A 22,414-nucleotide genomic window follows, 5' to 3' on the forward strand; every position below is an offset into this window, starting at 1 on the left:
CACAGGTTACTATATAGGTAACGCTACGGCGATTAGATAGAGGGCTTGGAGGTACAAGCCAATGGATTGTTTTTAGAAGTCCCTGATACAGTGTGTCGGGGACTTCGTATTTTATGCGGCCGGACCTGCGGACCTGTTCCTTCAAGCTGTTTTTCCAGTTTCCCCTCTTTTATTTCCCGATCAAAAAAAGGCCGACACCGCATACGATAATGCCTGCTATTTTCCGTGGAGATAGTGTTTCTTTATACAGCCAAAGCCCCACGAAAACCAGTACGCAGGCCAGGATAATATTTGCAACCAGCGAAGCCGTTCCCACCTTCCATCCGGCGCGGTAAATACTGATGTATCCAAATTCAAGAGCTACCACGGAAATTCCCAGTACAAACGACGTCCAGTTTACTTTGGATATTTCTGCCACAAGGTTCTTCTGGTTTGCAGTAACAAAAAACATGGCAATACACAAAACAAAGCACACAAGGTAGGTGACGGCAAGCGAAGCAAACGCGTTTACCCCGCCGGGCGTTGATTTGGTGCTGATGTTATAAAAAGTATTCGCCCCCACAACAAGCAGGATCGGCCAGGCTAAATTCCACATCTGTTTTCCTCCTTAAAATAAAAACCGCAAACAAAAAACCTTTTGTTCACGGTAGGTGTTCACCCGGATTTCAATTCAATTTCGGCTAAATTTTATCATGCATGTTTGCCGATGTCAACGTTTCGCGGTTTTGTTTATAAAAGGCGGCTGCGGGAAATGGGAGCATCCCCGTCCTTCTTCCGTCTAATAGACCAGCCCCATAGCGGCAATGCTGCTGAAGATTACAAGCGCAATTGCAAAGATAAAGCTGCACAAAACGCCTGCGTTCAAAACGGCTATTTTGCTCCAGCCCCGTTCAGGCAGCACGAGGAGCCGCCACGAAAGGCGAATGGCTTTCCTGTTTTTGAAAAACAATACGCAGCCCGCAATCACAAAAGCAAAGGACGCCAAGCTAACCAAAGCGGCTGCCCAAAAGACACCCGCCGCAGCAAACAGCGAATAAAATACGGAAACAGCATTATTGAGGATATGGATCACGATCGTATCAGCGATATTTCCCGTCCGCGTATAAATATATCCAAGAGCGATGCCCAAGGCCAGCGCGGGAATAAGCTGCATCATATTGCCGTGGTAGAGCCCGAACATCAGCGCGGAGACAACGACCGCAAAGAGCTGCCCGTACCGCAGCAGCCGGCTTATCAATATTTTGCGGAAAAACCATTCCTCCAGGATGGGGGCAGCCACAACCATCGCCGCCACAACAAGGACGTTAAAAACCGGTTCTTTTGGCGACAGGTATTCCGCTGCGCTGCCCAGATAAAACCCGTTGGGGCTGATTGAAGACAGGAAGGAAATAATGCCATTGGACGCCAACGCCGTCAGCCAGCCCAGAAAATAACAGACCATAAAAAGCACAAACACTTTTTGAAAGGAAAAGTCCACCGGCGGACGAGGAAGGGCGGGCACTTTCCGTGCGACAAAAGCCGCAAGCGGAATGCCCACCCCGTAGACTACCGTAAATTGAATGGCGAAAACCCCTTCCATTCCCATACGCGGAAAGATTCGGTAAAAAACCAGAACCAAACCAGACGTGCCGATTTGAATTACCGCGAGGAGGACTAAATAAGCAAACCCAAGCCGTGACAGATTCCTGCGTTCAAGTTTTTCATTCACTGTGAGCTCCATCATCGATCCTCGCTTCCCTTCCGGTTCGTTCGGGCCGCCAATTATTTGTCTGTTTTATTTGGCAAAGCAATAAGATTACCTATAGTATAGCTAAAAGTTTTTAAAAATGAAATGGATACCTGCAACTTTTTGCCGCCGCTTCTTTCGGGGACGGATGAAGCCCCTGCCGGCAGAAGCAGTTGACTTTGCCGCCGTGCGGACTCTATAATAAATTAATACGGGATAAGTTTCCCGCACAATACCTTCAGCAGCTATACTTTTTCCCGCCTTTAGGCGAATGATGAAAAACAAGGAGAATAGAAACAATGACCGATCCAATTGCGGCACAGTCCCAAACACTCGAAGAAGCGTACATTTTTGCTTACCCGCTAGTGTTGCTCGACCTAATCCGGGAAATGGCGACCAATACGGAGGCCCCCACCCATGAGAAAGCGCCCATCAACCAGCTTTTCCACGCGCGGGACCTCGCAACCCCGGAAATGGCCAGCCTCACCCGCCCCAATGTTGATACGGTCTATTCTCAGGCCTATTTGGATTTGCGGGAGGAACCCATGCTGTTTTGGAAGCCGGAAGTGTCGCGTTATTGCACCATCCAGGTATTCGACGGGTATTCCAATACGCCGTGCATTCTCGGAACGGGAGAAATCGGCGGGAACGGCGCCGTCACCTATGCGTTTACCGGCCCCAGTTTCAAAGGCACTCTTCCAGATGGCGTCATAATGGTTCCGATGGATACAAACCTTGTGTGGCTTCTGATCCGCACGCGCATACTGGGTAGGGAAGACCTCCCTGTAGTCCATGAAATTCAAAACGCAATGAAAATTTATCCTCTTTCCGCTTATGGCAAGGCCTATACTCCGCCACGGGGCGTTTATACAAAGGAAAAGGATTTTGTTGCGCTCAAGCGGATCGGCACAATGGATGTGCAGGAATTCTTTGACCGCTTCAATCGCCTGGCTGTAGACAATCCCGCTTCCCCCCAGGACGCTCCTGCCCTCGAAAAATTTTCAGCACTCGGCATTGGCCCCGGGCAGAAATTCCGCCTTTCCGCCCTTTCCGTCCCCGCGCAGGAAAAGGCACGGACGCTTCCGGGCATGATCGACACTGATTACAGCAATAAAAACGCCAAAATAGAAGAATATAACCACTGGATGTTTATGGATCCGACGGTAGGATGCTTTGGCACCGACTATAAATTCCGCGCCGTTGTCGCCTATGGAGGTTTTGCCAATCCGGTGAAGATGGCAATTTATCCTTCGATGGTTATGGACGGCGAGTTCCATTTGCTTGACGGGAAATCCCGTTACCGCCTGCATTTTGGAAAAGATAGGCTCCCCCCGCATCACGAAGGGGGCTGGTGGTCCCTCACAGGCTACGACGCTGCGGGGCATTTGATCGATAACGAACTTGACCGTTACCATCTCGACGATAAAAGCGATTTTGTTTTCGAGGAGGATGGTTCGCTCGTCCTTTCCATCCAATCCACCCAGCCGGATGAAAAAGTGTCGAACTGGCTGCCCGTCTGCGAGGACATTTTCAGCCTGACGCTGCGCATTTATCTTCCGGCAGATGCGGCGCTCGAGCACACGTGGATTCCGCCTGTTTTAGAGAGGCTGTAGGGGCCCCTGCAGTTGCTCAGGCAGAAGCGAATCCCGCAGCCCCAAACAGGGGACATCGCATTATCCCATTTTGGATAACCGCTTCCAGCACACGGCTATCCTTCTACTCCAACCAGTTTTCGTATTTCTTCCAGCGATGGCATGGCAGGAATTGCCCCGGCCCTCGTTGTGGAAATCGCTCCTGCCGCGTTTGAAAAATCAAGCGCCGCTGCGATCTTTTTCTCTTCAGGATGCTTGATATCCAGCCCGCCCCGAAGCACCTGGTAAAGAAACGCACCCCAGAACGTATCTCCCGCGCCTACGGTGTCTATGGTTATCACTTTATAAGAAAGCCTTTTCACCAGAATGCCGCCACACAAGCAAAGACTGCCTTCCGCGCCCATGGTAACTACGAGGCAGCTAATGGAATACTTTCGGCACAACGCCTCCATGCCGGCCGTAACAGTATCCGTACCTGTAAGAAATTCCAGTTCGTCCCCCGACAGTTTTACGATATCCGCATCATGCAGCATATGTGAAATTATTTTTCGCGCCTCATACAGGTCATCCCACAGAAACTCCCTGAGGTTTGGATCATACGAAACCATGCATCCGTATTCTTTCGCTTTTTTCACCATTTGCATAGTGGTTGTACGGGAGGGTTCTTTCGTCATGGAGACCGACCCAAAATGGAATATTTTGGAATATGCAAGAACCGTTTCGTCAACTTCTTCTTCCCGAAGCATATAGTCCGCCGTTTGACTGCGGTAAAAACGAAACTCCCGGTCTCCCTGTTCATCCAGCGTTACAAAAGCAAGCGTTGTCAGATAATCTTTCGATACGATCATACCCGCCGTATCAATCCCGCAGTTTTGTATCGTATCCAATAGCAGCCTTCCAAAAGCATCATCGCCTATTTTCCCTATGAAGGCAGTATCCAGTCCGAGCCTGGACGCACAGGCCAGGACGTTCGCAGGCGCACCGCCCGGACAGCCAGAAAAGTTCAGCTTTCCGTCTTCCGCTGCGGGCAGGGGGACAAAATCGATCAGGCATTCCCCTAAGGCGACGATATCTCTTGTATGATTCGTCTCTTCCATATCAATCATGGTCCTTTTTCTTAAAGATCTTATTGTATTCATTACAAAGCGGATAAATCATTTCTTCATCTTCCTCGACCTCTGCAAACCGCGAAACTTGTTCATAATAAAAATTATCCGTATTATCGTCGTTAACAGAAGATACTTCCCCTACAATCAGATCTCCATAGCCTTCCTTCGCCCCAAAAATGTGATACATACGCGGCGTAAGGGAAACGCTGCTCCCTGCGCCGACTAAAAATTCTTCTCCGGGTTTTACGCACCTCTCAATCCCGTCCATATAAACTATTACATTGCTTTCCACATCCGGTTTTCCGTTTTCGAGAGCATTGTAAAGCTTCATGAACATCATACCGCCTCCCCGGTTGATGATATCCTCCGTTTTGTTTTCATGATAATGCATCGGCAAACGTTGCCCCTCATAGATTGGTATCACCTTTTCCGCATAGGGCGTTCCCAGCGCCGGATCGCCCACGCAGCCATTCCGTATTGTAAAAAGAACGCTGCCGATTTCCCGGAAATTTCCCATTCCGTAATCTGTAATATCCCATCCGCGCATTGTTTTCAGAATAACGGAAATGTGCGATTCCCTTTTTTTCCATTCCCGCACAGTCCAGTCCGCGAATTCCGGCAAATAGAAATGGTGTTGCGCCAAGAATTCTTTTGCCCAACGGATTGTTCTTTGTATTTCCGACCGTTTCATAATAGTTCTCCTCCCAGTTTCTCTCCACGCATTATCCGCAATGTTTTCACCATCGCTAAATATCCTTCTGCGGGAACATAATCCGGAACAGAATTCCCGGAGCCAAAAGCAATTCCTCCCTGTTTTCCCGCATTTTCCACAAATACGTTTTCCACATATTTCTTTATTTCCGCAAGGGAATCCCTGCACAGAACATCCGTATCGATCCCGCCAAAATTTCCAATCCGGTTCCCATATTTTTCAACCCAGAGATCGAAAGGAGCAATCGCGTCTTCATTGGAATGCTTGGCATCAATTTTCACTTCAACAATCAAGTCGTCCATCACATCAAAAATACAGCCGCAGCTATGCAGGAGGAATGGTTTTCCAAAGCAGTGAATTTGTTCAACCAATCGTTTATATTGCGGTATCAACAGCGTTTTTATGTCGGCTACGGAAAGCAACGTCTGGGAACGGAAGCCAAGGTCGTCGCCGAACCGGCATACGCAATATATATCCGAAAATTCTTCTAAAAACCGTTTCCATATCTCTAACATCAGATTTGCAACAGTTTCGAAGATCGCGGCATAGAAATTCGGATCATCGGCCGCCATATAACACAGCCCTTCGTATCCGCACAAATCCTGAACGATTTCGAACAAACCGTTTCCTGGTCCGCCAATCGCCTTCATCCCTTCGGGCATAACTTCGCCAAGCATGCGAAAATCATCCGCAAACAATTCATAATACCGGTCCGCCAAGGCGTCCCATGGGTAATTTCTGAAATCTTCATATGTTTTTAGAACGGGGTTGGCATGGCGGTATAAAGCTCCCCCACCCGGCAGCATTTTGGTAATGCATTGCTCGAACGATACCGTATCATAGCCCATCCTGAAAAAAAACTGTGTATAGTATTTAAAATACTCCCGTTTATCCCCGCTCTTCATAAATGCTATGAAATCTGCCTTCATTACTTTTTGCATGACTTCTTCCGCAATAATATGGTCATACAGGGGAATCCGTTTCGGCTTTTTATTTGTAGCCGCATCCACAATATTATTATAATCTGGTTGAAAGGCCATTATTTCCCTCCCCAATCATTCCAGGCTTCGAGAACCGCCGTAATGTTTTCGAGCGGAACGTCCCCGCCTACTTCTGATTGGCCGATCAGTCCGCCGCCGTTGACATATAAATATTTTTTCATCATGTCCGCAGATTTCTTTACATCTTCCGGAGTCCCCGCTGGCAGGGTGTTCTGCCTGCTGATCTCCCCCCAGAATGTTATTTTGCCTGCATACGCGTCCGCAACTTTTTCAACTCCCATGCACCATATCTGGGAATTGACTGCATCAACTCCCAGATCGATCAGCTCGGGATACAAATCAAAGATATATCCGTCGCTATGGAAGAATATTTTTTTCCCCGCTTTTTTGATTTTCTCCATTAGCTCGCGGTACAGCGGTTTGAATATTTCTTTCCACCGTCCGGGAGAAATCAATAGGCTGATCTGCGTGCCCCAATCGTCCCCAAAAGCCACTCCGTCAATATCCATTTCCAACCATGAGTCCAGATAGGCATGCATGTAACCCATCATGATCTCAATCATTTGGAACATAGGAGTCTCTCCAAGGGCAATATCGCAAAACAATTCTTCCGTGCCGCGCAAGAACTGCAGTCTTTCAAAGACACTGATCCAGCCGCCGATAATAAATTTCCCTTTTTCCCGTGCACAGGAGATTTGATTTTTTAAATTCGGTTTATTCTGTTCCCATTCCGCCAGGAATTTTTCTGTCGGAGCACAATAGCCGCTCAATTTTCCATAGTCGTCAATCACCGGGTTTTTGACTTCTCCAATCACGCCAGGATTAATATTGGTCCACACGCTTCCCCACGGATCCATGAATGTCCCCCGCTGATAATATGCCGGTGTGAACCCCATGTCAAAAGGTCCCACAAGGGATATAATATCTCGTTCATGGGCCAGCAAAATGTCCTCAAGCTCTTTTCCATATTTATTTTTGGTTGCGGGCAAGGTCCATAAATCAATCGGGATCCTGTCCGGGTTCCTAAATTCAAGCGCACGAAATACGCGTTCTCTGCTATCCATACTTACCTCCGTTAAGTAATTTTCATTTTGAAGCTATTCAATCATATTTCCCATATTGTGTTACAAGTTCCCTGACACGTTTGATTCGTTCAAAGGAAGCTCCCGGAACTACCTGGTCTGCAACCCCAAGGACAAAACGGTTGTTATTTTTCATCAGCTCAATCGCGCGGATTACGAACGCGTCAAATTCCTCGTCTGATACTTCACCGCTGAAAAATCCGCCCGGAATTCCACCCCAAAGTATCGTTTCGCTTTTCACATACTTTCGCAAATCTTCAAGGGCAATATCACCAACCGGCTGCGGCGTTACGGCCTCGATAACATCAAATCCCGCCTTCGATAGTTCTGTAATTAACGGGGTGAGCGTTCCGTCGAGGTGTACAAAGGAAATTTTTCCGCTTTGCCGTATTTTATCTGTCCAGGTCTTATGGATATCTTTCATATAACTATCGTAGAATAACCCGGCGACCACTTCACTGGATAAATTATCAGGAACCATTATGCATTCTGCCGGGCTTTTGATCGCCAGGTCCAATGCCTCATTATGTTTGTGCAGCATTGCGGAGAGCGTTTCTTCCAGTTCTTCCTGCGCATCCATAAACATATATGTTATGTTTTCGATTCCGGATTTTAATGCGACCAATTCCATAAAGGGACTTTTCGGTGCATAAACCAATACAATACCATCCTCGCCTATGCTGCCGTACCGTTGCTCGGCGAGAGCGTATTCCGGACTGTAGTACATATGCGCATAAAGATAACGCAGGGCTCTTAGATCCTTCCAGTTCTTAACCAGATGTTCGCGCGGCCCCCAACTATGCGTGCTGTAAACATACTCCCACACTTCGTGGAGCTCTCCATGCGGCGTATGGACGGTAGTCGTCCTTAAATTCCCCTTCTCTTCCGTTTCTATTTCAAGATCATATTCAATGATAAACGGGAAGTAGCCCTGCAGGTAAAATCCCACGCCAAGATCCCGGTGCAAGCGATGCAGGCCCGCCCCAACAAACGGGCTGGCCATTCCCTGCGTCTCTGCGCGGCCAACGTCCCCATATTCTGATTTGCGGTATTTTTCCGGCATTTTTCCTTCGTCCAAAAGGTAATCGATCCAGTATGCAAGATCTCCGAACCATGGAACATACTCTGGATTTTCTCCCGCAAAAAGTTTTAATATATCCTTTCTTATGTTCATATTTCCCCTCTTTTTCGCTGTTTTTCCGTACCTGTTAAAGTTGAATGGGATATTTCCTGTATTTCATGACAGCTTCGTGCATATGAAAAACATTTTCCACCGGGATGCCTTGGCTTAAGGAATGGTCAGAAGCAATAATATATCCTCCGTCCTGCGCCGCATCGGCAAGGCATTCTTTTACTTCGGCTTCGATTTCTTCTTTCGTACCGTAAGGTAACGTAGAAGAAGAATTGACATTTCCAATCGGGCATATGAGCTTTCCGTATTTTTGCTTGATTTGTTTCAGGTTCATGTCGGCTTTCCGCTCTATGGGATGCAGGCCGCTTATTCCCAGGCGCGCCACATCATCCAAAATTTTATTGAGGTTGCCATCACAATGCAGTATGACCTTCGCCCCTACCGAACGGAATGTTTCCACCATTCTTCTAATTGGCGGCAGCGCATATTCCCTCATGATTTCCGGGGAAGCAAACAAGCTGTTTGCATATCCCAGGTCGTCGCTGATAATGATCGCATCCGCACCGGCCGCAAGCAGATGCAAGCCTGCTTTTGTGGAAAATTTTTCGCCTTCTTGTATTAAATCCGTTACCAATTCAGGATCCGTATAAAACCCAAGGCTCATTTCCTCCAGCCCCATCAGCATCGTAGCAGCCGTAAAAGGCCCTAACACCCCTGCCAGAATCGCAAGCCTGCCCTTATTGTATTTCAATGCATCCAGCAAGGGCTGCACCCTTTCCTTATCGTCCGGGTTTGGGGCCGTCCAATTTTTATAATCTTCCCGGTTAGCAATTGGATAGGCACTCGGAGCGTCAATCGGCCAGGAGGCCTCGCTCTGAACATAGGTTGTTCCCCATTCATCCTTATAGGAATTTTTCCCTACAGCCTGGGGAGTATAACCCGCATACCCTCCAATGGGTATCCAGATGCCATCCAAACCCAATCTTAGCGCGCATTCTACCGCGTCCACAGCTTCATATGTTTTTACCTTTTTCCCCAGCACTGCTTCAAACAGCGGAGGAGAAAACAGAAAATCAAACAGCGGTACCTTATCGGGCTGTTGTAGATTTAATGCTGTTAAGAATCTTTCTCTTGAATTCATATTATCCTCCTGATTATTTCACTGAATATTTCATGATGCTTGTCTGGTCAGCCTCTTCGTTATTTAATACCGCAGAAATTCTTCCCTCCCGCATTACTATGATGCGGTCACACATATTGGTCAATTCTTCTATTTCCGAAGACATTACCAGAAGCGCGACACCGTTTTGCGCCAGTTGGCTCAGAATCGTATATATCTCAAATTTTGCTCCGACATCGATTCCCCGGGTAGGCTCATCTATAATCAATAATTTGAGCCCACTTTTTAAAAGCCATCTTGCAATGATTGCTTTTTGCTGGTTCCCTCCTGAAAGATTACGTATTTTTTGTTTTAGAGATGGCGTTTTTATCTTTAATTGTGCGACCTGCTCCTGCGAAGACACCATTTCAGCCTTTTTATTGATTACCGGCCCTTTTGTAAATTGGTTGATCGAAGAAACCGACATGTTTTCACCTACGGTTAAATTCAGGAACAATCCATCCGCTTTTCTGTCTTCCGGTACGTAACCGATCCCTTGCTGCATACAACATATTGGAGTTACCTTATCCAAGGTTTTCCCATCCAAGGCAACCGTCCCACAGCGAACCTCATCTAGACCAAATAACGCCCGTGCAATTTCTGATTTTCCCGCCCCCATCAGGCCGGAAAACCCAACGATTTCTCCAGCTTTTACTTCAAACGAAACTTTTTTTATCTTATCGGTCGTCAATTCCTTCACTTGCAATATTGTTTTTCCGCAAGTTGAACAATTTCGCTTATAGTCTATATTGGCTTCCCGCCCTACCATCATCTTAATCAATTCTTCCTTATTGGTCTGTCCTGTCTGGGCTGTTCCAATATACTGCCCGTCCCGCAGAACGGTAATCCGATCGCACACTTCAAATATCTCTTCTAATTTATGCGATATATATATAATAGATATCTGCTGCCGTTTTAATTCCCGGATAATATCAAATAATGTATCAATTTCTTCCGGGCTCAACGAAGATGTGGGTTCATCCATAATAATAACGCGCGCATTCAAGGAAAGTGACTTTCCAATTTCCAGCATTTGCTTTTTTGCGATGCTTAAAAAACGCGCCTTCGTTTGCGGATCCACCTGGAGGCCTATCCTGTCTAAAATTTTTTTTGCGTCACGAACAAGGGATTTGCGGTCTACAAGCCCCCTTTTATTAGGAAGGCGCCCAAAAAATATATTCTCTGCTACGCTTAGGTTGTCTGCAATATTCAATTCCTGATGAATTGTACTGATTCCTAAATCAAGTGCGTCCTTTGCTGAATTTATTTCTGCCGGTTTATCATCTACATAAATTTGCCCACTATCTTGATGATAGACGCCGCACAGTATTTTTATCAACGTAGATTTTCCCGCGCCATTTTCCCCCAAAAGCGCATGAACCTCTCCTTTTTCCAGTTCAAACTTCACATGGTCCAGGGCTTTTACGCCAGGAAAATCTTTTGTAATATTCTCCGCTCTCAGCAATATTTTTCCCATATCTTCCTCCTTATTGAGAAACGGCTCCTTGTTCTACCAATCTGCGGCTAATTTTTTCCCGTTTTTGCGTACGTCTCGTATCGATGATGACCGCAAGTATAATAACGGCCCCTCTGACCACATCTTGCCAAAAAGAGGATACGTCATTAAGCACCAAACCATTATCTAGCACACCTAGAATGAGTACGCCTACCAACGTTCCAATCAGAGTTCCCTGGCCTCCGCTTAAACTGGTTCCTCCCAATATAACCGCAGCAATTACTGTAAATTCAAATCCCTGAGCTAAATTCGGCTGTCCTGAATTAACCCGGGCTGTGAGAATAATCCCGCTTATTACCGCAAATACGCTGCATAATACAAACGTAATTGTCTTAATTTTATTCACATTAATACCGGACGCAAGCGCCGCATTCTTATTATCGCCGCTTGCATAAATGTACCGGCCAAAGGTGGTATATTTCAGCAAGAAATAGCAAAGGACAAATAATACCGCTGCAATAATGACTGGAATTGGTATTGGGCCTACATATCCATTCCCTATAACAGTAAATCCATCTACCGTATTTTGTATTGCGATTGCGTTCGTATAAATATAAGCAAAGCCGCGTACACTGGTCATCACGCCCAACGTAACTATGAGCGAGGCAATATTGAACTTCGTTACCACGAAAGCGTTAAACAGCCCGACGCCTACGCCAATTCCGATCGCCACCAGCACAGCGGGCAATATCGCCTGCGTCATATTCATAACGTCAACCATGATTACCGCGGAAAATGCTGCCAGCGACCCAATTGACAGATCGACTTCTCCTACGAGCAGCAATAAAGTCATACCTGTTGCCGCAATCAACGTTGTGGACGATTGCCGGAGTACATTCATCAAATTTTTTCCGGTGAAAAAATATTCCGACATCAGCGACATAATGATTATGATAACGACCAATGCCACAATCAGCATCAATTCATCTATTTCCGAAATTTTTTTCCATCCTCTTTTTATCCGGTTCACAGAAATTCCCCCCTGTTTCTACAAATATACCGATTCCCCACTCGCATTTAAATTGCGCATCCATTTATAAATTGTCCGGAATCATTTTCTGATTCCGGACATCTTTTCCTCTATTTTTGAATTTCTACCGTATCACGCGGCGTATAGCCGAGTTCTTCGACGGATTCCCATTTAATTTCCCAGCTATCTCCATCCTGTTCATAATATTCCGTTACATTTTCTCCATTCATTACAACCAGCGGCGTCGTAATTGCAACCGGTACTTCCTCTCCATTCGCCGCTTTCGCCGCCATTTCAACGCACAGCCGCCCGATCATTTCCGGGAACATTCCAAGGCCGCCCTTATAGGAGGAATCTGGATTGACAAGTTCATTTTTTGCAGCAATGCCTTCTACGCCAAAGCCAAACCCTGTTACCTGGCTCATGTCCATTCCCGCTGCTTCGCAGGCAAGCAATCCGCCCAGAGTGGAGTCGTCATTGATTCCCATCACCATATTAATATCCGGATTGGCAGTAAGGGCATCTGTGGCAACCGCGACAGCCGTATCTTTTGTGCCGCCTCCATCAACTTCCACCACGATTTCTGCTTCGGGACATACTTCCTGAAGCCCGGTTTTAAACCCTTCTACACGCTGTACGCATACTTCCAATGCAGGTGCGCCGACAACCAAAACCTTGGGAACAATGTTATTTTCATTTGCATATTCTCCAGCGGCTTGCCCGTCAATATACCCGCCATAGAAATCGTCAATCCCTACATAGCAGGTTTGCTTTTCCAACGGAACCGCCTCTGTAATTACGGGCACTCCTGCCGCTTCGGCCTGTTCGATAAGCGGCATCACGCCTTTTGCATCAACCGGCGTTACAATCAACGCGTCTACATCCTTGGCCAACATATTTTCTCCTAACGATATTTGCTTGGAAATATCGCCGTTGGCATCCGCGATTTCGAGGCTCCACCCGTTTTCCTCCGCCGTCTGCTTCATTCCTTTAATAATGTTCTGGTAAAATTCATGGGATGCAAAATTTTCAATATATCCAATGCGCAGCGCTTCTCCATTTCCCGAGGATACTTCCGTGCCTGCACTTCCTGTGGATGTTTCCGTTGCTGGTGTAGCCGCTTGACTGCAAGCGATAAGCGAGATACCAAAAATCACTACCAAAAATATACCTACTAATTTCTTCATTGTTTTCCCCTCTTATTTAATTATTTTTTTGAGAACATTGAAATGATCTTATGGTTGTATTATAGTTATAAATATATAGTATTGCATTCAATTTCATATACCGTACAAAATTATACATATGGAGCTTTGATGTGGATTCTATCAGATGGTTGGACTCCTATTTTGATGATGGGGAGCGAATTGTATTAACACAGAACGAGCTAAAGGTTCCCGGGCTTAGAACGATGGGGAAAAACACCAGTATCAAGGCCACTTCTGGCTTGTCGCTTCATTACCATGAAAACAGTTTCGAGTTTGCGTTGGTGACAAAGGGCAACGTTACTTTTTCGGTGGACGGAAAGAACTATAAACTGTCAGGGGGAGACGTATTTATGTGCTATCCGGATGAGCCGCACGATACCGCCTCCGCCCCCATGACAATCCATGAAATGATTTGGTTCCAATTGGACGTCAGCCAATTAAAAGATTTTCTTTTCCTCAACAAGCAATGTACAAAAGGCATAATGAGCGGTATTTCGAATATTAAGAGCAGGGTAATTAAAACAGAACAGAGGGACATCAATTTGCTTCGCAGCAGCTTCTCCCTTTTTTACAAATTCCAAAAAAGCCAAAATACGGTTTATCTTTACGAGGCCACATCGTCTCTTGTTGTTTTCATATTTCGCCTGATCGAGCGGTCTTGCTTGATACAATTCAAGCTCACGCCGGATATCGGAAGAACTGTAGAATATATTTTAAACAACATATATGAGGTTTTGGATCTGGATGATTTGGCGGCAATTGCCGGTCTTTCCCTTTCCCATTTCAAGCAAAAATTTAAATACCAGATGGGGGATACTCCGCGTGAATTTGTGAATCGAAAAAAAATTGACGAGGCCAAAGAATTATTGCTCCACGGAAAATCTGTGACCGAAGCCGCTATGTCCCTTAATTTCTCCAGCAGCAACTATTTTTCCGCCGTCTTCAAAAGATTTACAAGTTATACGCCAACCGAATTTGTCAAAATTTCCGCCGAAGTTCGTTAGCATATCTTTCGCTTGATCTTGCTTTTAACACCAAAGCAACAAAGCAAGCAACAAAGCGCCCGCTGTCTTCTTTTTTCGCAAACAAACGCAGCCTCCCTGACCCGGAAGGCTGCGTTTCATGCATAGCTTTATGGCGTTTTACATCAGGCCGGCGACCATTTCGCAAAAGGCGGAAGGATCTTCCACCGGCAGCCCGGCCATCAGTTCCGCCTGGTGGTAAAGGATCTTTACATAGGTTTCCGCTTTTTCCGGATCTGTTTTTTGCAGCTCTTTCAATTTTCCGAACACCGGATGCTCCGCATTGAATTCGAGCACCCGCTCAGCTTTCATTTCATTTTCGGGCTGCACCTGTTTTAAATATTTTTCCATCTCAAAAGAAAGAGGCCCTTCCGCCGTCAGGCATACGGGCTGGCTGCGCAGTTTACCGGAAATACGCGCCTCCTTGACCCGGCCTTTCAGCACGTCTGCCGCAAAGCCGAGCAGGTCTTTGTTTTCCTCTGCCTGTTTTTCGATTTCCTTCTTTTCTTCGTCTGTTTTCAGGTCGGCGTCCGCGCGGCTGATGGACTGGATCGGTTTCCCGTCATACGCCATCAGCGCCTGCGCCACAAATTCGTCCACTTCGTCCGTGAAATAAAGGATTTCATATCCCTTCTCCCGGATATATTCCGTCTGCGGCAGCGAAGCGATCATCTGGATATTTTCGCCCGTTGCATAATAGATGGATTTTTGATCTTCCTTCATGCGTCCCACATATTCCGCCAGCGAAGTAAGCTTTTCTCCTGCAGAGGAAGGGAACAACAACAGGTCTTTCAGCTTGTCTTTATGCGCTCCGAAGTCCGCCATAACGCCATATTTGAGCTGGAGGCCAAACGCCTGCCAGAATTTCTCATAGGCTTCGCGGTCGCTTCCCATTATCTTTTCCAGTTCGCCCTGTATTTTCTTTTCGATATTGGAGGCGATCGCCGTCAGGTGGCGGGTCTGCTGCAGCATCTCGCGGGAAATATTGAGCGAGATATCCGGCGAATCCACCACGCCGCGCACGAAGCGGAAATGTTCGGGCACCAGTTCTTCACAGCGGTCCATAATCAACACGCCGCTTGAATAGAGCTGCAGCCCTTTTTTGTACTCCTTCGTGTAATAATCATAGCTGGCCTTCGCAGGAATAAACAGCAGCGCCTTATAACTTATGAGCCCCTCCGCATCCACACGGATGGTTTTGAGCGGATCTTCGAAATCAAAGAACTTTTCCTTATAAAACTGGTTAAGGTCTTCCTCCGTCACTTCGCTTTTATTGCGCTGCCAGATAGGCACCATGCTGTTTAAGGTATCTACTTCCCGGTAGGTTTCCCATTCCGGCTCCGCATCCGCCTGCCCCGCATTTTTGTTGCGGGAATGTTCCATTTCCATCTGGACGGGATAGCGGATATAGTCGGAATATTTTTTTACCAGCGCCGCAAGGCTGTTTTCATTCAGGAAGCGGCTATAGTCTTCTCCATCTGTATCCGGCTTGATCTCCATGATGATTTCGGTGCCCTGCGTTTCCTTTTCGCAGGGGACGATGGTGTAACCGTCCGCGCCGGAAGACTGCCACTTCCAGCCTTCCTCATCCCCATATTTCCTGCTGATGACGGTGATTTTATCGCTGACCATGAACGCAGAATAAAAACCCACGCCAAATTGGCCGATGATGTCGATATCTTCCTGCTCCTTCGCCTGCTCCATATCGCTTTTGAACTGGAGCGATCCACTGCGGGCAATCACGCCGAGGTTGGATTCCAGGTCTTCTTTATTCATGCCGATCCCGTTATCGGACAGCTTAAGCACCCGTTTTTCCCGGTCCGGCTCGATACGGATATAAAAATCGCTCCGCGAGAGCCCCGTGCCGCTGTCTGTCAGCGAAAGATATAGCAGTTTATCAATCGCGTCGCTTGCGTTGGAGATCAGCTCGCGCAGGAAAATTTCTTTATGGGTATAGATGGAATTGATCATCAGGTCCAGCAAACGCTTCGATTCTGCCTTAAATTGCTTTTTTGCCATATTGATATCACCTCTAAAATCTTATTATAAATAAAAATTATACCTCCTTTTCGAGATAATGCAATGCCCTGATCCGTATTCCTGCATAGAAAGCGCCGTTCCCATTCCCACAAATATACGGTTGGGACGCAGATGCCGTTACAGAAGCCGGCCGGATACCGGGTTTACGAAAAGCAATAGGAAAAAACAAATAAGGCACACCAGGGAACTGATGTCAGCAGCTATACTTGCGGCGGTTCCATCTTCCAATTTTCCGAGCGGCATCCCAAAACCGGGGAGGGTAATTTCCGGCTCCTTTACCAAGCGCTTGGCACGGCATAGGGGTTCCCCCGTTGGTTTTCGCCGGAGGTACAGCCGGCTGAAAGGAGATTTGCCGCAAGAGACCGGTTTTTCTGAGGCAGATAAAAAACAAAAAACCGCTTCATCGCGGTTCTTGATTTGCCTTCATAATCATCTGGACAAATTACTTTTTGTGTTCTTTTGCGTTGTAATAATCCGAATAGGAAGATAGCACTGCCTTCATTTTATCTTTTCCGATATTTTTATACACGTCATACATCATCGTAATATCTTCTGGTTCATACTCTTTTTTCAGCATTTCCAAAAACGCTTCCGCAGATTTGTCTTTGCTGTAGTCAATCTGGAAAAAATCCGAAAGTGTGATACCAAAAAATTCACACAGGTCATAAATACTAACAACGGTTGGATTATATTTTTGATTCACCAAATTAGATACAAGATTTTCACCGTGCCCTGTCAGTTGGCTTAGTGTTTTCCTGCTCTTTACTTTATTATCAGCAAGAAGTTCATTCAGCCTGGCGGCAATAAACTCTCCTACATATTTTTTGCTTTCATCACTCATATAGTAAGTATAGTTTGCTTCAAATCTCGTTAGCGCTTTATAGGATTCTATTTCAATTCATTATACAACTATATATTGTTCTTTTTGTTTGTAGGGAGTATAATAATCCTACCAAGCACCCTAAAGGGCGCAAAGCGCATAACTTTACTGGTACTCCTTGTTTTCAGTTTACACCTGCGCGCGCCTCTCGTGGGTTAAATTACGGGAACAGCAGCAAAATTTAATACTTTCATTTTGCCGCTTCCCGGACTTCGAGCAAAGAGAGATAAAAAAATGCTTGCTTGCGCCTTTATGGATAACCGCAGCCAAACAGAGCTGAACCCGCGTGGGAAAGCGGGAACCTTTTTTACCCGTGAAATGCGGGACGCCCTGCTGCTTGAGATCGCGCACCTTTACCGTCGGGACGTCAGGGAGTTTTTTGTGACAGCCCGCTCCCCGTCCAGCGCCGAATTTGTCCGATTGGTCCTTTTGGTGAAAAAGATGCTTGCGGCGGAAGATCTTAAGACGGCTTTCATCACCCCCCGCAACAAAAATACCCCGCTTGCAAAGCAACTGCTGCAGTTAACGGACCGCGTGGCCTGCGTCTGCGAAGAAGCCGTGGCAGGCCGCTCGTTCGAGGTTCAGTACCATAAAATGCTGGCGGACTCCGCCTATCTTATTTTTATCGGCAAAAACAGAAATTCGAAATACTACCGCTGTGCATATACCGGCGGCAAAAAGATACGCTTTTTCGGCAGTGTGGATTCCAGCTATCACATGGATTTCCGGGCGGAATCTACCGTATGCAGCGTGAACCATTGCGGTTCACCGATGAGGTTGGAACATTCCACCTGTTCCCGGCAGCTTAGGTACATAGAGGAATGCGCTCACAGCCTGGACATACGCGGAACGCTTCAGCCAGATGCATACGGTGCGTGTGAAGCGCACATCCGGGAAATCTATACGCCTGTGATTAAGGCCCTGCGTGACCGGCTGCATTGCATAACCTGCTTGATTGACTTGAACGATCCGGCGCTCGACGGAATGTATTGGGCGTGGAACAAGCTCAACAGCCGGGCTGTACAGGCCGAGATCGATTCCAACACAGGCACATCCTGTACACCTGTCGCTGCGGTCCTGAGAAAAAACGCCGACCTACAGTTCGATAAGTTAAAACTGGCCCTGCAAAATGCGTGCGGCAAATAAAACGGAAAGGAAACTATCCTCTTTTCATTTCCCTACCCGACGGGCTGGAACCATTTTGCCTGCTTCCGTTACATTGATCCTAACGCGGCCCATTATGAGGGCGGGCTGCATCTGGAACAGGGGGAATATCCCTGTGCCTGCGCGTCATCGAGCGAAATTGCATGCTTGCTTTTTTTCAGATAGCTACAGCTTCCAGTGTGGTATTTTGCCCCTGTATTTGTGATATAGACCGTTGTTTCGCCGCTGCCGCGCGTGGAATCGCCGTCATCTGAGGTAGCACGGGAAGAAACCGCCGCAGATTTCTGCGCCGATAGATTTTCTATCTGCGTATCCTTTTCAGCGATCTGTGCTTGTAAGGCGCTATTCTGATCCGTTAATTCCCGGACCTTTTGCTCCGCTGCCGCAAGTTGGCTGGTCAAATTACTATTTTGTGTTTTCAAGTCCTGCAATTCCGCGGTAAGCTTATCTGTTTGGGCTGAAAGGTCACTTATGGATTCTTCCAAATTTTGTTGTACTTGTACCGATTCATCACGTTCCTGAACCGCTTGTTCATATTTTTCCGGTGCAACGCCGCAAGCGATCAACCCTATGCACAGCAGGATAACCAGCAGTATTGGCATTATCTTTTTCATTTGTTTTCCTCCGCTTTCCTACAAGTTTAATATTGCTTCGATCCCGGCGGCAGCCTGCCGGAAACTATGCTTTATTGCAATTATATTGTCGCTGAATATACAAAGTCCATTCAATTTTTTTATTCGTTATTGTTCGTATTTTCCTCTTATTTTTCGTTACAGATAAACCGAATTGCATCTGCCAAAAATCCCCCTAATATATGAAAAAAGCCATTTTCCGCACTCCCCGTGCAAGGCGGCGTTTATGTCGTTTGCGGGACTCGGCGCCGCGGCGAAAGCCTAGTGGAATCTGCGCGGAATGGAGGAACAGGCGCAAGGGGAAATTTTGATTTAAATGAAAAAACAGAACAAGGAAAACCTTTTTCCGAAGCAGTGCGCCTGGCGCGCTTGCATGAACCCCCGGGGATTCGAATCCTCCATGACATAAAAATACCATTCCGTACGCTTCGCGCACAGAATGGTATCTGTGTATTACTGACAATATAGATGTTTAACATTGCCGGAAATGGGGCCCCGAAAAGGCGGTAGCGACAGAGAGCCATTGTGAGCGCGCTCGCAAGCGAACAGGCGAACCAAGCGTGCCTTTTTGGGGAGAAGGAGCGGTGATGGAGCGATTAAAAATCCCCCTCGGAATCTTGGAGGATCATAATCGCGGAATCCACCGCGACGTGGTGTGCCAGAAGGGATAGCGCGCGCTGCGCCTTTGGCTTGCGCTTGCATGAACCCCCGGGGATTCGAATCCTCTATGACATAAAAAATACCATTCCGTACGCTTCGCGCACAGAATGGTATTTGGTGTGCCAGAAGGGATTCGAACCCCCGACCTTTTGATTCGTAGTCAAACACTCTATCCAGCTGAGCTACTGGCACAACTATAAAATTTGAAGCTATATTATTGTATAATAAAGCCTCGAAAAAGTCAACGGCTTGATTAAAATCTTTTATACATTGTCAAATGATATGTTACACATTGGCGGCAGGATCGCTGCAGTATTGGAGAAGGGATTTTTTCCCAATATCAACAGCGGAAAACGGTTTTCCTTCTTCTGGTAACGTTTCAGTTGTGTATTTGTGTTTTCTACACTATGAGAAGCTCCTGTCATTATAAAGTTTCTCCTGATTTATTCTGTGTCCCCGTTTCACTTTGCTATTATGCCAGGGCGACACCGTTCATATACGCTTATGCACCATCCCCGCTGCAATATCTTTCAAGCTTTGGGTTCGCCTTTCGCCAATACTTTTATGGCGAAAGGCGGTGAAAAACCTAAAATTACAAAAATGCCTCTTGACTTGGAGTGCACTCCAGATGGTACTCTTATAGCATAATAATCATTTAGGAGAGCTGATATCATGTTACATGCAATTGCGCTTCAAAAGGAAGCAATCAAAACCAAATCCATAGCCATCCTGACAGCTATCATGCTTGCGGTGGCTTTGCCGCAGCTTTTTCACGTGTTGGGCGCTGTATCCGGCATGGGGACATCCCTCGGCCAGGTATTCCTGCCCATGCACCTGCCTATCTTGTTGGTGGGGCTGATTGCGGGGCCAATCGTCGGTACGGTGGCAGGCGCGCTCAGTCCGCTTCTGAGTTTTGCTCTGTCCGGCATGCCCGTTGCCGGGATGGTTCCATTTATGATGATTGAGCTTGCAGGATATGGCCTCGCGGCCGGATTGCTTGGAAAAACCAAAATGCCTGTTATCGTAAAACTCCTGTTGGCACAGATTGCCGGACGGGCGATCCGTGCGGCGGCCGTCCTCATTGCAGTCTATGGTATGGGCAGCGAAGCCGTGTCTATAAGCTCGATCTGGACAACCATTGCCTCTGGACTGCCAGGGCTTGTTCTCCAATGGTGCTTAATTCCGCTGGCCGTCTTTTGGCTGGAGAACCGGGAGAAAGGCCATGCGTGACATAGAGCGCGCAAAAAAGCTGCTGGAAGCGGAAGGCTTTTCCTGCGTATTTACGCAGGGAGACACCATTTATACAAGCCGGAAAACAGGCGTCGCCCCTCTGGTGGAATTCCTCTCTTCGGGCATAAATTTGAACGGTTTTTCGGCTGCGGATAAAATCATCGGCAAAGCTGCCGCCCTTTTGTTTGTGTTGGCTGGGGTGCGCGAAGTATACGCATCCGTAATGAGCGAACCTGCCGTGACAGTATTGCGGCAGAACAAAATCTGCCATTCCTACGGCATACTCACTCCTTCCATCGAAAACCGGACGGGCACCGGGCAATGCCCTATGGAACAGGCCGTCGCCCGGATAGATGATCCCACGCAGGCGCTTACCGCGATCAGGGCCACAATGGAACACCTGGCAAATGGCCGGAAGGAGGATTTATGAACTATCGTACGCTTGGCAGTACAGGAATAAAAGTAAGCGAAATCGGCCTCGGATGCGAGGGCTTTTCCAACAGGGACGAAGCGTTCACCCATGAAATGTTCGGCCTTGCCCGGGAACATGGCGTAAACTGTATGGACCTCTACAGTCCTGATCCGGACTTGCGGAGCAGGATTGGAAAGGCCCTGCGCGGGCACAGGCAGGATTTTGTGATGCAGGCCCATTTATGCACCGTTTGGCAGGATGGGCAATATAAAAGGACGCGCAAAATGGAAGAAGTCCGTTTCGCTTTTGACGACTTGCTCGCACGCCTTGGAACGGATTACATTGACATCGGCATGATTCATTATGTCGATACTGTAGACGCATGGCAAAGCATTGAAAACGGTGGGATCCTGCGGTACGCTGAAGAATTGAAGGCCGCCGGGAAAATCCGGGAAATCGGCCTTTCCAGCCATAACCCTATCGCAGCGCGAAGAGCCGTGGAAAGCGGGCTGATCCGTGTGCTGATGTTCAGCGTCAATCCCTGTTACGATTTGCAGCCCGGAAGCGACAATGTTGAGGATTTATGGGCGGATGAAAGCTATGAAACGGAGCTTTTCAATATGGATCCCGACCGCGAGGCACTTTACGAAACATGCCAGCGTACGGGCGTCGGTATCACCGTAATGAAGGCGTTCGGCGGCGGCGATCTCCTGACCTCCGATTCCCCAGCCGGAGTCGCGCTGACGGTAAACCAGTGTATTCACTACGCGCTCACCCGCCCTGCCGTGGCGACGGTATTTGCGGGTGTTCATTCCCGCGAACAGTTCGAGGCGGACCTTGCCTACGAAACGGCTGGGGCCTGGGAAAAGGATTATGCGGCGGCGCTCGCCTCCTTTCCCAAAATCAGCTGGCAAGGCCATTGCATGTATTGCGGCCACTGCGCTCCCTGCCCTCAAGGCATCGACGTGGCGGCGGCAACTAAATTCCTGAATCTTGCAAAGGCGCAAGGCACGGTTCCGGAAACTGTACGCGAGCACTACGCCGCCCTTCCCCATCACGCCGGGGAATGCACCGCATGCGGCGCGTGCGAAACACGCTGCCCGTTTGGCGTAGCCATCCGGGAAAATATGAAGCAGGCCAAAGAAATTTTTGGCGCATAAACGCGCC

20 protein-coding genes and 1 tRNA gene are annotated in these 22,414 nt (G+C 47.5%); 6 read left to right on the top strand and 15 right to left on the bottom strand.

Going from position 1 to position 22,414, the window contains the following annotated elements:
• Positions 1-169: 169 nt before the first annotated feature.
• Entirely contained in the window at positions 170-595 is a 426-nt protein-coding gene (locus H8S18_RS11100) for an EamA family transporter (RefSeq protein ID WP_186858344.1), read from the bottom strand.
• 183 nt (positions 596-778) lie between these two features.
• Positions 779-1,723 (bottom strand): CPBP family intramembrane glutamic endopeptidase, encoded by a 945-nt coding sequence (locus H8S18_RS11105; RefSeq protein WP_186858345.1) that lies wholly within the window; start codon positions 1,721-1,723, stop codon positions 779-781.
• Positions 1,724-2,025: 302 nt separating this feature from the next.
• Here H8S18_RS11105 and H8S18_RS11110 point away from each other — a divergent pair, with 302 nt between their 5' ends.
• Positions 2,026-3,339: a DUF1254 domain-containing protein gene (locus tag H8S18_RS11110; protein ID WP_186858346.1), complete on the top strand. Its 1,314-nt coding sequence runs from the start codon at positions 2,026-2,028 to the stop codon at positions 3,337-3,339.
• Between the two features lie 95 nt (positions 3,340-3,434).
• Here H8S18_RS11110 and H8S18_RS11115 read toward each other — a convergent pair whose 3' ends face one another.
• The 9 genes from H8S18_RS11115 to H8S18_RS11155 form a co-directional block, all read right to left on the bottom strand.
• Positions 3,435-4,424 carry a carbohydrate kinase family protein gene (locus tag H8S18_RS11115; protein WP_186858347.1) on the bottom strand — a complete coding sequence of 330 codons (990 nt, stop codon included), beginning with the start codon at positions 4,422-4,424 and terminating at the stop codon, positions 3,435-3,437.
• Entirely contained in the window at positions 4,417-5,118 is a 702-nt protein-coding gene (locus H8S18_RS11120; protein ID WP_186858348.1) for a D-lyxose/D-mannose family sugar isomerase, read from the bottom strand. Before H8S18_RS11120 ends, H8S18_RS11115 begins: the two co-directional genes overlap by 8 nt.
• Positions 5,115-6,179, bottom strand: coding sequence for a uroporphyrinogen decarboxylase family protein (locus H8S18_RS11125; protein ID WP_186858349.1), 1,065 nt, complete (start codon positions 6,177-6,179; stop codon positions 5,115-5,117). Before H8S18_RS11125 ends, H8S18_RS11120 begins: the two co-directional genes overlap by 4 nt.
• Positions 6,179-7,204 (bottom strand): uroporphyrinogen decarboxylase family protein, encoded by a 1,026-nt coding sequence (locus H8S18_RS11130; RefSeq protein WP_186858350.1) that lies wholly within the window; start codon positions 7,202-7,204, stop codon positions 6,179-6,181. Before H8S18_RS11130 ends, H8S18_RS11125 begins: the two co-directional genes overlap by 1 nt.
• Positions 7,205-7,241: 37 nt before the next feature.
• Positions 7,242-8,396 (bottom strand): uroporphyrinogen decarboxylase family protein, encoded by a 1,155-nt coding sequence (locus H8S18_RS11135; protein WP_186858351.1) that lies wholly within the window; start codon positions 8,394-8,396, stop codon positions 7,242-7,244.
• A gap of 34 nt (positions 8,397-8,430) precedes the next feature.
• Complete coding sequence (locus H8S18_RS11140; protein WP_186858352.1) at positions 8,431-9,495, bottom strand: uroporphyrinogen decarboxylase family protein; 1,065 nt, start codon at positions 9,493-9,495, stop codon at positions 8,431-8,433.
• Positions 9,496-9,508: 13 nt separating this feature from the next.
• Positions 9,509-10,990 carry a sugar ABC transporter ATP-binding protein gene (locus H8S18_RS11145; protein WP_186858353.1) on the bottom strand — a complete coding sequence of 494 codons (1,482 nt, stop codon included), beginning with the start codon at positions 10,988-10,990 and terminating at the stop codon, positions 9,509-9,511.
• A 10-nt stretch (positions 10,991-11,000) separates the two neighbouring features.
• Positions 11,001-11,999 (bottom strand): ABC transporter permease, encoded by a 999-nt coding sequence (locus H8S18_RS11150; RefSeq protein WP_186858354.1) that lies wholly within the window; start codon positions 11,997-11,999, stop codon positions 11,001-11,003.
• Between the two features lie 110 nt (positions 12,000-12,109).
• Positions 12,110-13,186: a sugar ABC transporter substrate-binding protein gene (locus H8S18_RS11155; RefSeq protein ID WP_186858355.1), complete on the bottom strand. Its 1,077-nt coding sequence runs from the start codon at positions 13,184-13,186 to the stop codon at positions 12,110-12,112.
• A gap of 131 nt (positions 13,187-13,317) precedes the next feature.
• On the opposite strand from H8S18_RS11155, the gene H8S18_RS11160 reads away from it, so the two are divergent.
• On the top strand, positions 13,318-14,211 hold the full coding sequence (locus H8S18_RS11160; protein ID WP_186858356.1) for an AraC family transcriptional regulator: 894 nt from the start codon (positions 13,318-13,320) through the stop codon (positions 14,209-14,211).
• Positions 14,212-14,349: 138 nt separating this feature from the next.
• On the opposite strand, the gene htpG is transcribed toward H8S18_RS11160, so the two are convergent.
• Positions 14,350-16,248 (bottom strand): molecular chaperone HtpG, encoded by a 1,899-nt coding sequence (gene htpG, locus H8S18_RS11165; protein WP_186858357.1) that lies wholly within the window; start codon positions 16,246-16,248, stop codon positions 14,350-14,352.
• A 463-nt stretch (positions 16,249-16,711) separates the two neighbouring features.
• Positions 16,712-17,110 (bottom strand): helix-turn-helix domain-containing protein, encoded by a 399-nt coding sequence (locus H8S18_RS11170; protein ID WP_186858358.1) that lies wholly within the window; start codon positions 17,108-17,110, stop codon positions 16,712-16,714.
• A 273-nt stretch (positions 17,111-17,383) separates the two neighbouring features.
• On the opposite strand from H8S18_RS11170, the gene H8S18_RS11175 reads away from it, so the two are divergent.
• Complete coding sequence (locus H8S18_RS11175; protein ID WP_186858359.1) at positions 17,384-18,295, top strand: hypothetical protein; 912 nt, start codon at positions 17,384-17,386, stop codon at positions 18,293-18,295.
• A 92-nt stretch (positions 18,296-18,387) separates the two neighbouring features.
• Here H8S18_RS11175 and H8S18_RS11180 read toward each other — a convergent pair whose 3' ends face one another.
• Both H8S18_RS11180 and H8S18_RS11185 read right to left on the bottom strand, forming a co-directional pair.
• Complete coding sequence (locus tag H8S18_RS11180) at positions 18,388-18,927, bottom strand: hypothetical protein (RefSeq protein WP_186858360.1); 540 nt, start codon at positions 18,925-18,927, stop codon at positions 18,388-18,390.
• A gap of 793 nt (positions 18,928-19,720) precedes the next feature.
• A tRNA-Arg gene (locus H8S18_RS11185) sits at positions 19,721-19,797 on the bottom strand.
• Between the two features lie 480 nt (positions 19,798-20,277).
• Between H8S18_RS11185 and H8S18_RS11190 the strand changes: the two genes are divergently transcribed.
• Genes H8S18_RS11190 through H8S18_RS11200 form a run of 3 tightly spaced genes read left to right on the top strand, consistent with a single transcriptional unit; the run spans position 20,278 to position 22,407 of the window.
• Positions 20,278-20,835, top strand: a complete 558-nt coding sequence (locus H8S18_RS11190; RefSeq protein WP_186858361.1) for an ECF transporter S component — start codon at positions 20,278-20,280, stop codon at positions 20,833-20,835.
• Positions 20,828-21,265: a DUF1893 domain-containing protein gene (locus H8S18_RS11195; protein WP_186858362.1), complete on the top strand. Its 438-nt coding sequence runs from the start codon at positions 20,828-20,830 to the stop codon at positions 21,263-21,265. The genes H8S18_RS11190 and H8S18_RS11195 overlap by 8 nt, the downstream gene beginning before the upstream one ends.
• Positions 21,262-22,407: an aldo/keto reductase gene (locus H8S18_RS11200; RefSeq protein WP_186858363.1), complete on the top strand. Its 1,146-nt coding sequence runs from the start codon at positions 21,262-21,264 to the stop codon at positions 22,405-22,407. The genes H8S18_RS11195 and H8S18_RS11200 overlap by 4 nt, the downstream gene beginning before the upstream one ends.
• Positions 22,408-22,414: the final 7 nt, after the last annotated feature.

This window comes from Christensenella tenuis (assembly GCF_014287795.1).
GTDB classification, from domain to species: domain Bacteria; phylum Bacillota; class Clostridia; order Christensenellales; family Christensenellaceae; genus Christensenella; species Christensenella tenuis.

What these genes read in the sequence shown, in the direction of transcription:
- H8S18_RS11100 (WP_186858344.1), bottom strand. Translation starts at nt 595, where the DNA reads ATGTGGAATTTAGCCTGGCCGATCCTGCTTGTTGTGGGGGCGAATACT.
- H8S18_RS11105 (WP_186858345.1), bottom strand. Translation starts at nt 1,723, where the DNA reads ATGATGGAGCTCACAGTGAATGAAAAACTTGAACGCAGGAATCTGTCA.
- H8S18_RS11110 (WP_186858346.1), top strand. Translation starts at nt 2,026, where the DNA reads ATGACCGATCCAATTGCGGCACAGTCCCAAACACTCGAAGAAGCGTAC.
- H8S18_RS11115 (WP_186858347.1), bottom strand. Translation starts at nt 4,424, where the DNA reads ATGATTGATATGGAAGAGACGAATCATACAAGAGATATCGTCGCCTTA.
- H8S18_RS11120 (WP_186858348.1), bottom strand. Translation starts at nt 5,118, where the DNA reads ATGAAACGGTCGGAAATACAAAGAACAATCCGTTGGGCAAAAGAATTC.
- H8S18_RS11125 (WP_186858349.1), bottom strand. Translation starts at nt 6,179, where the DNA reads ATGGCCTTTCAACCAGATTATAATAATATTGTGGATGCGGCTACAAAT.
- H8S18_RS11130 (WP_186858350.1), bottom strand. Translation starts at nt 7,204, where the DNA reads ATGGATAGCAGAGAACGCGTATTTCGTGCGCTTGAATTTAGGAACCCG.
- H8S18_RS11135 (WP_186858351.1), bottom strand. Translation starts at nt 8,396, where the DNA reads ATGAACATAAGAAAGGATATATTAAAACTTTTTGCGGGAGAAAATCCA.
- H8S18_RS11140 (WP_186858352.1), bottom strand. Translation starts at nt 9,495, where the DNA reads ATGAATTCAAGAGAAAGATTCTTAACAGCATTAAATCTACAACAGCCC.
- H8S18_RS11145 (WP_186858353.1), bottom strand. Translation starts at nt 10,990, where the DNA reads ATGGGAAAAATATTGCTGAGAGCGGAGAATATTACAAAAGATTTTCCT.
- H8S18_RS11155 (WP_186858355.1), bottom strand. Translation starts at nt 13,186, where the DNA reads ATGAAGAAATTAGTAGGTATATTTTTGGTAGTGATTTTTGGTATCTCG.
- htpG (WP_186858357.1), bottom strand. Translation starts at nt 16,248, where the DNA reads ATGGCAAAAAAGCAATTTAAGGCAGAATCGAAGCGTTTGCTGGACCTG.
- H8S18_RS11170 (WP_186858358.1), bottom strand. Translation starts at nt 17,110, where the DNA reads ATGAGTGATGAAAGCAAAAAATATGTAGGAGAGTTTATTGCCGCCAGG.
- H8S18_RS11175 (WP_186858359.1), top strand. Translation starts at nt 17,384, where the DNA reads ATGCTTGCTTGCGCCTTTATGGATAACCGCAGCCAAACAGAGCTGAAC.
- H8S18_RS11180 (WP_186858360.1), bottom strand. Translation starts at nt 18,927, where the DNA reads ATGAAAAAGATAATGCCAATACTGCTGGTTATCCTGCTGTGCATAGGG.
- H8S18_RS11190 (WP_186858361.1), top strand. Translation starts at nt 20,278, where the DNA reads ATGTTACATGCAATTGCGCTTCAAAAGGAAGCAATCAAAACCAAATCC.
- H8S18_RS11195 (WP_186858362.1), top strand. Translation starts at nt 20,828, where the DNA reads ATGCGTGACATAGAGCGCGCAAAAAAGCTGCTGGAAGCGGAAGGCTTT.
- H8S18_RS11200 (WP_186858363.1), top strand. Translation starts at nt 21,262, where the DNA reads ATGAACTATCGTACGCTTGGCAGTACAGGAATAAAAGTAAGCGAAATC.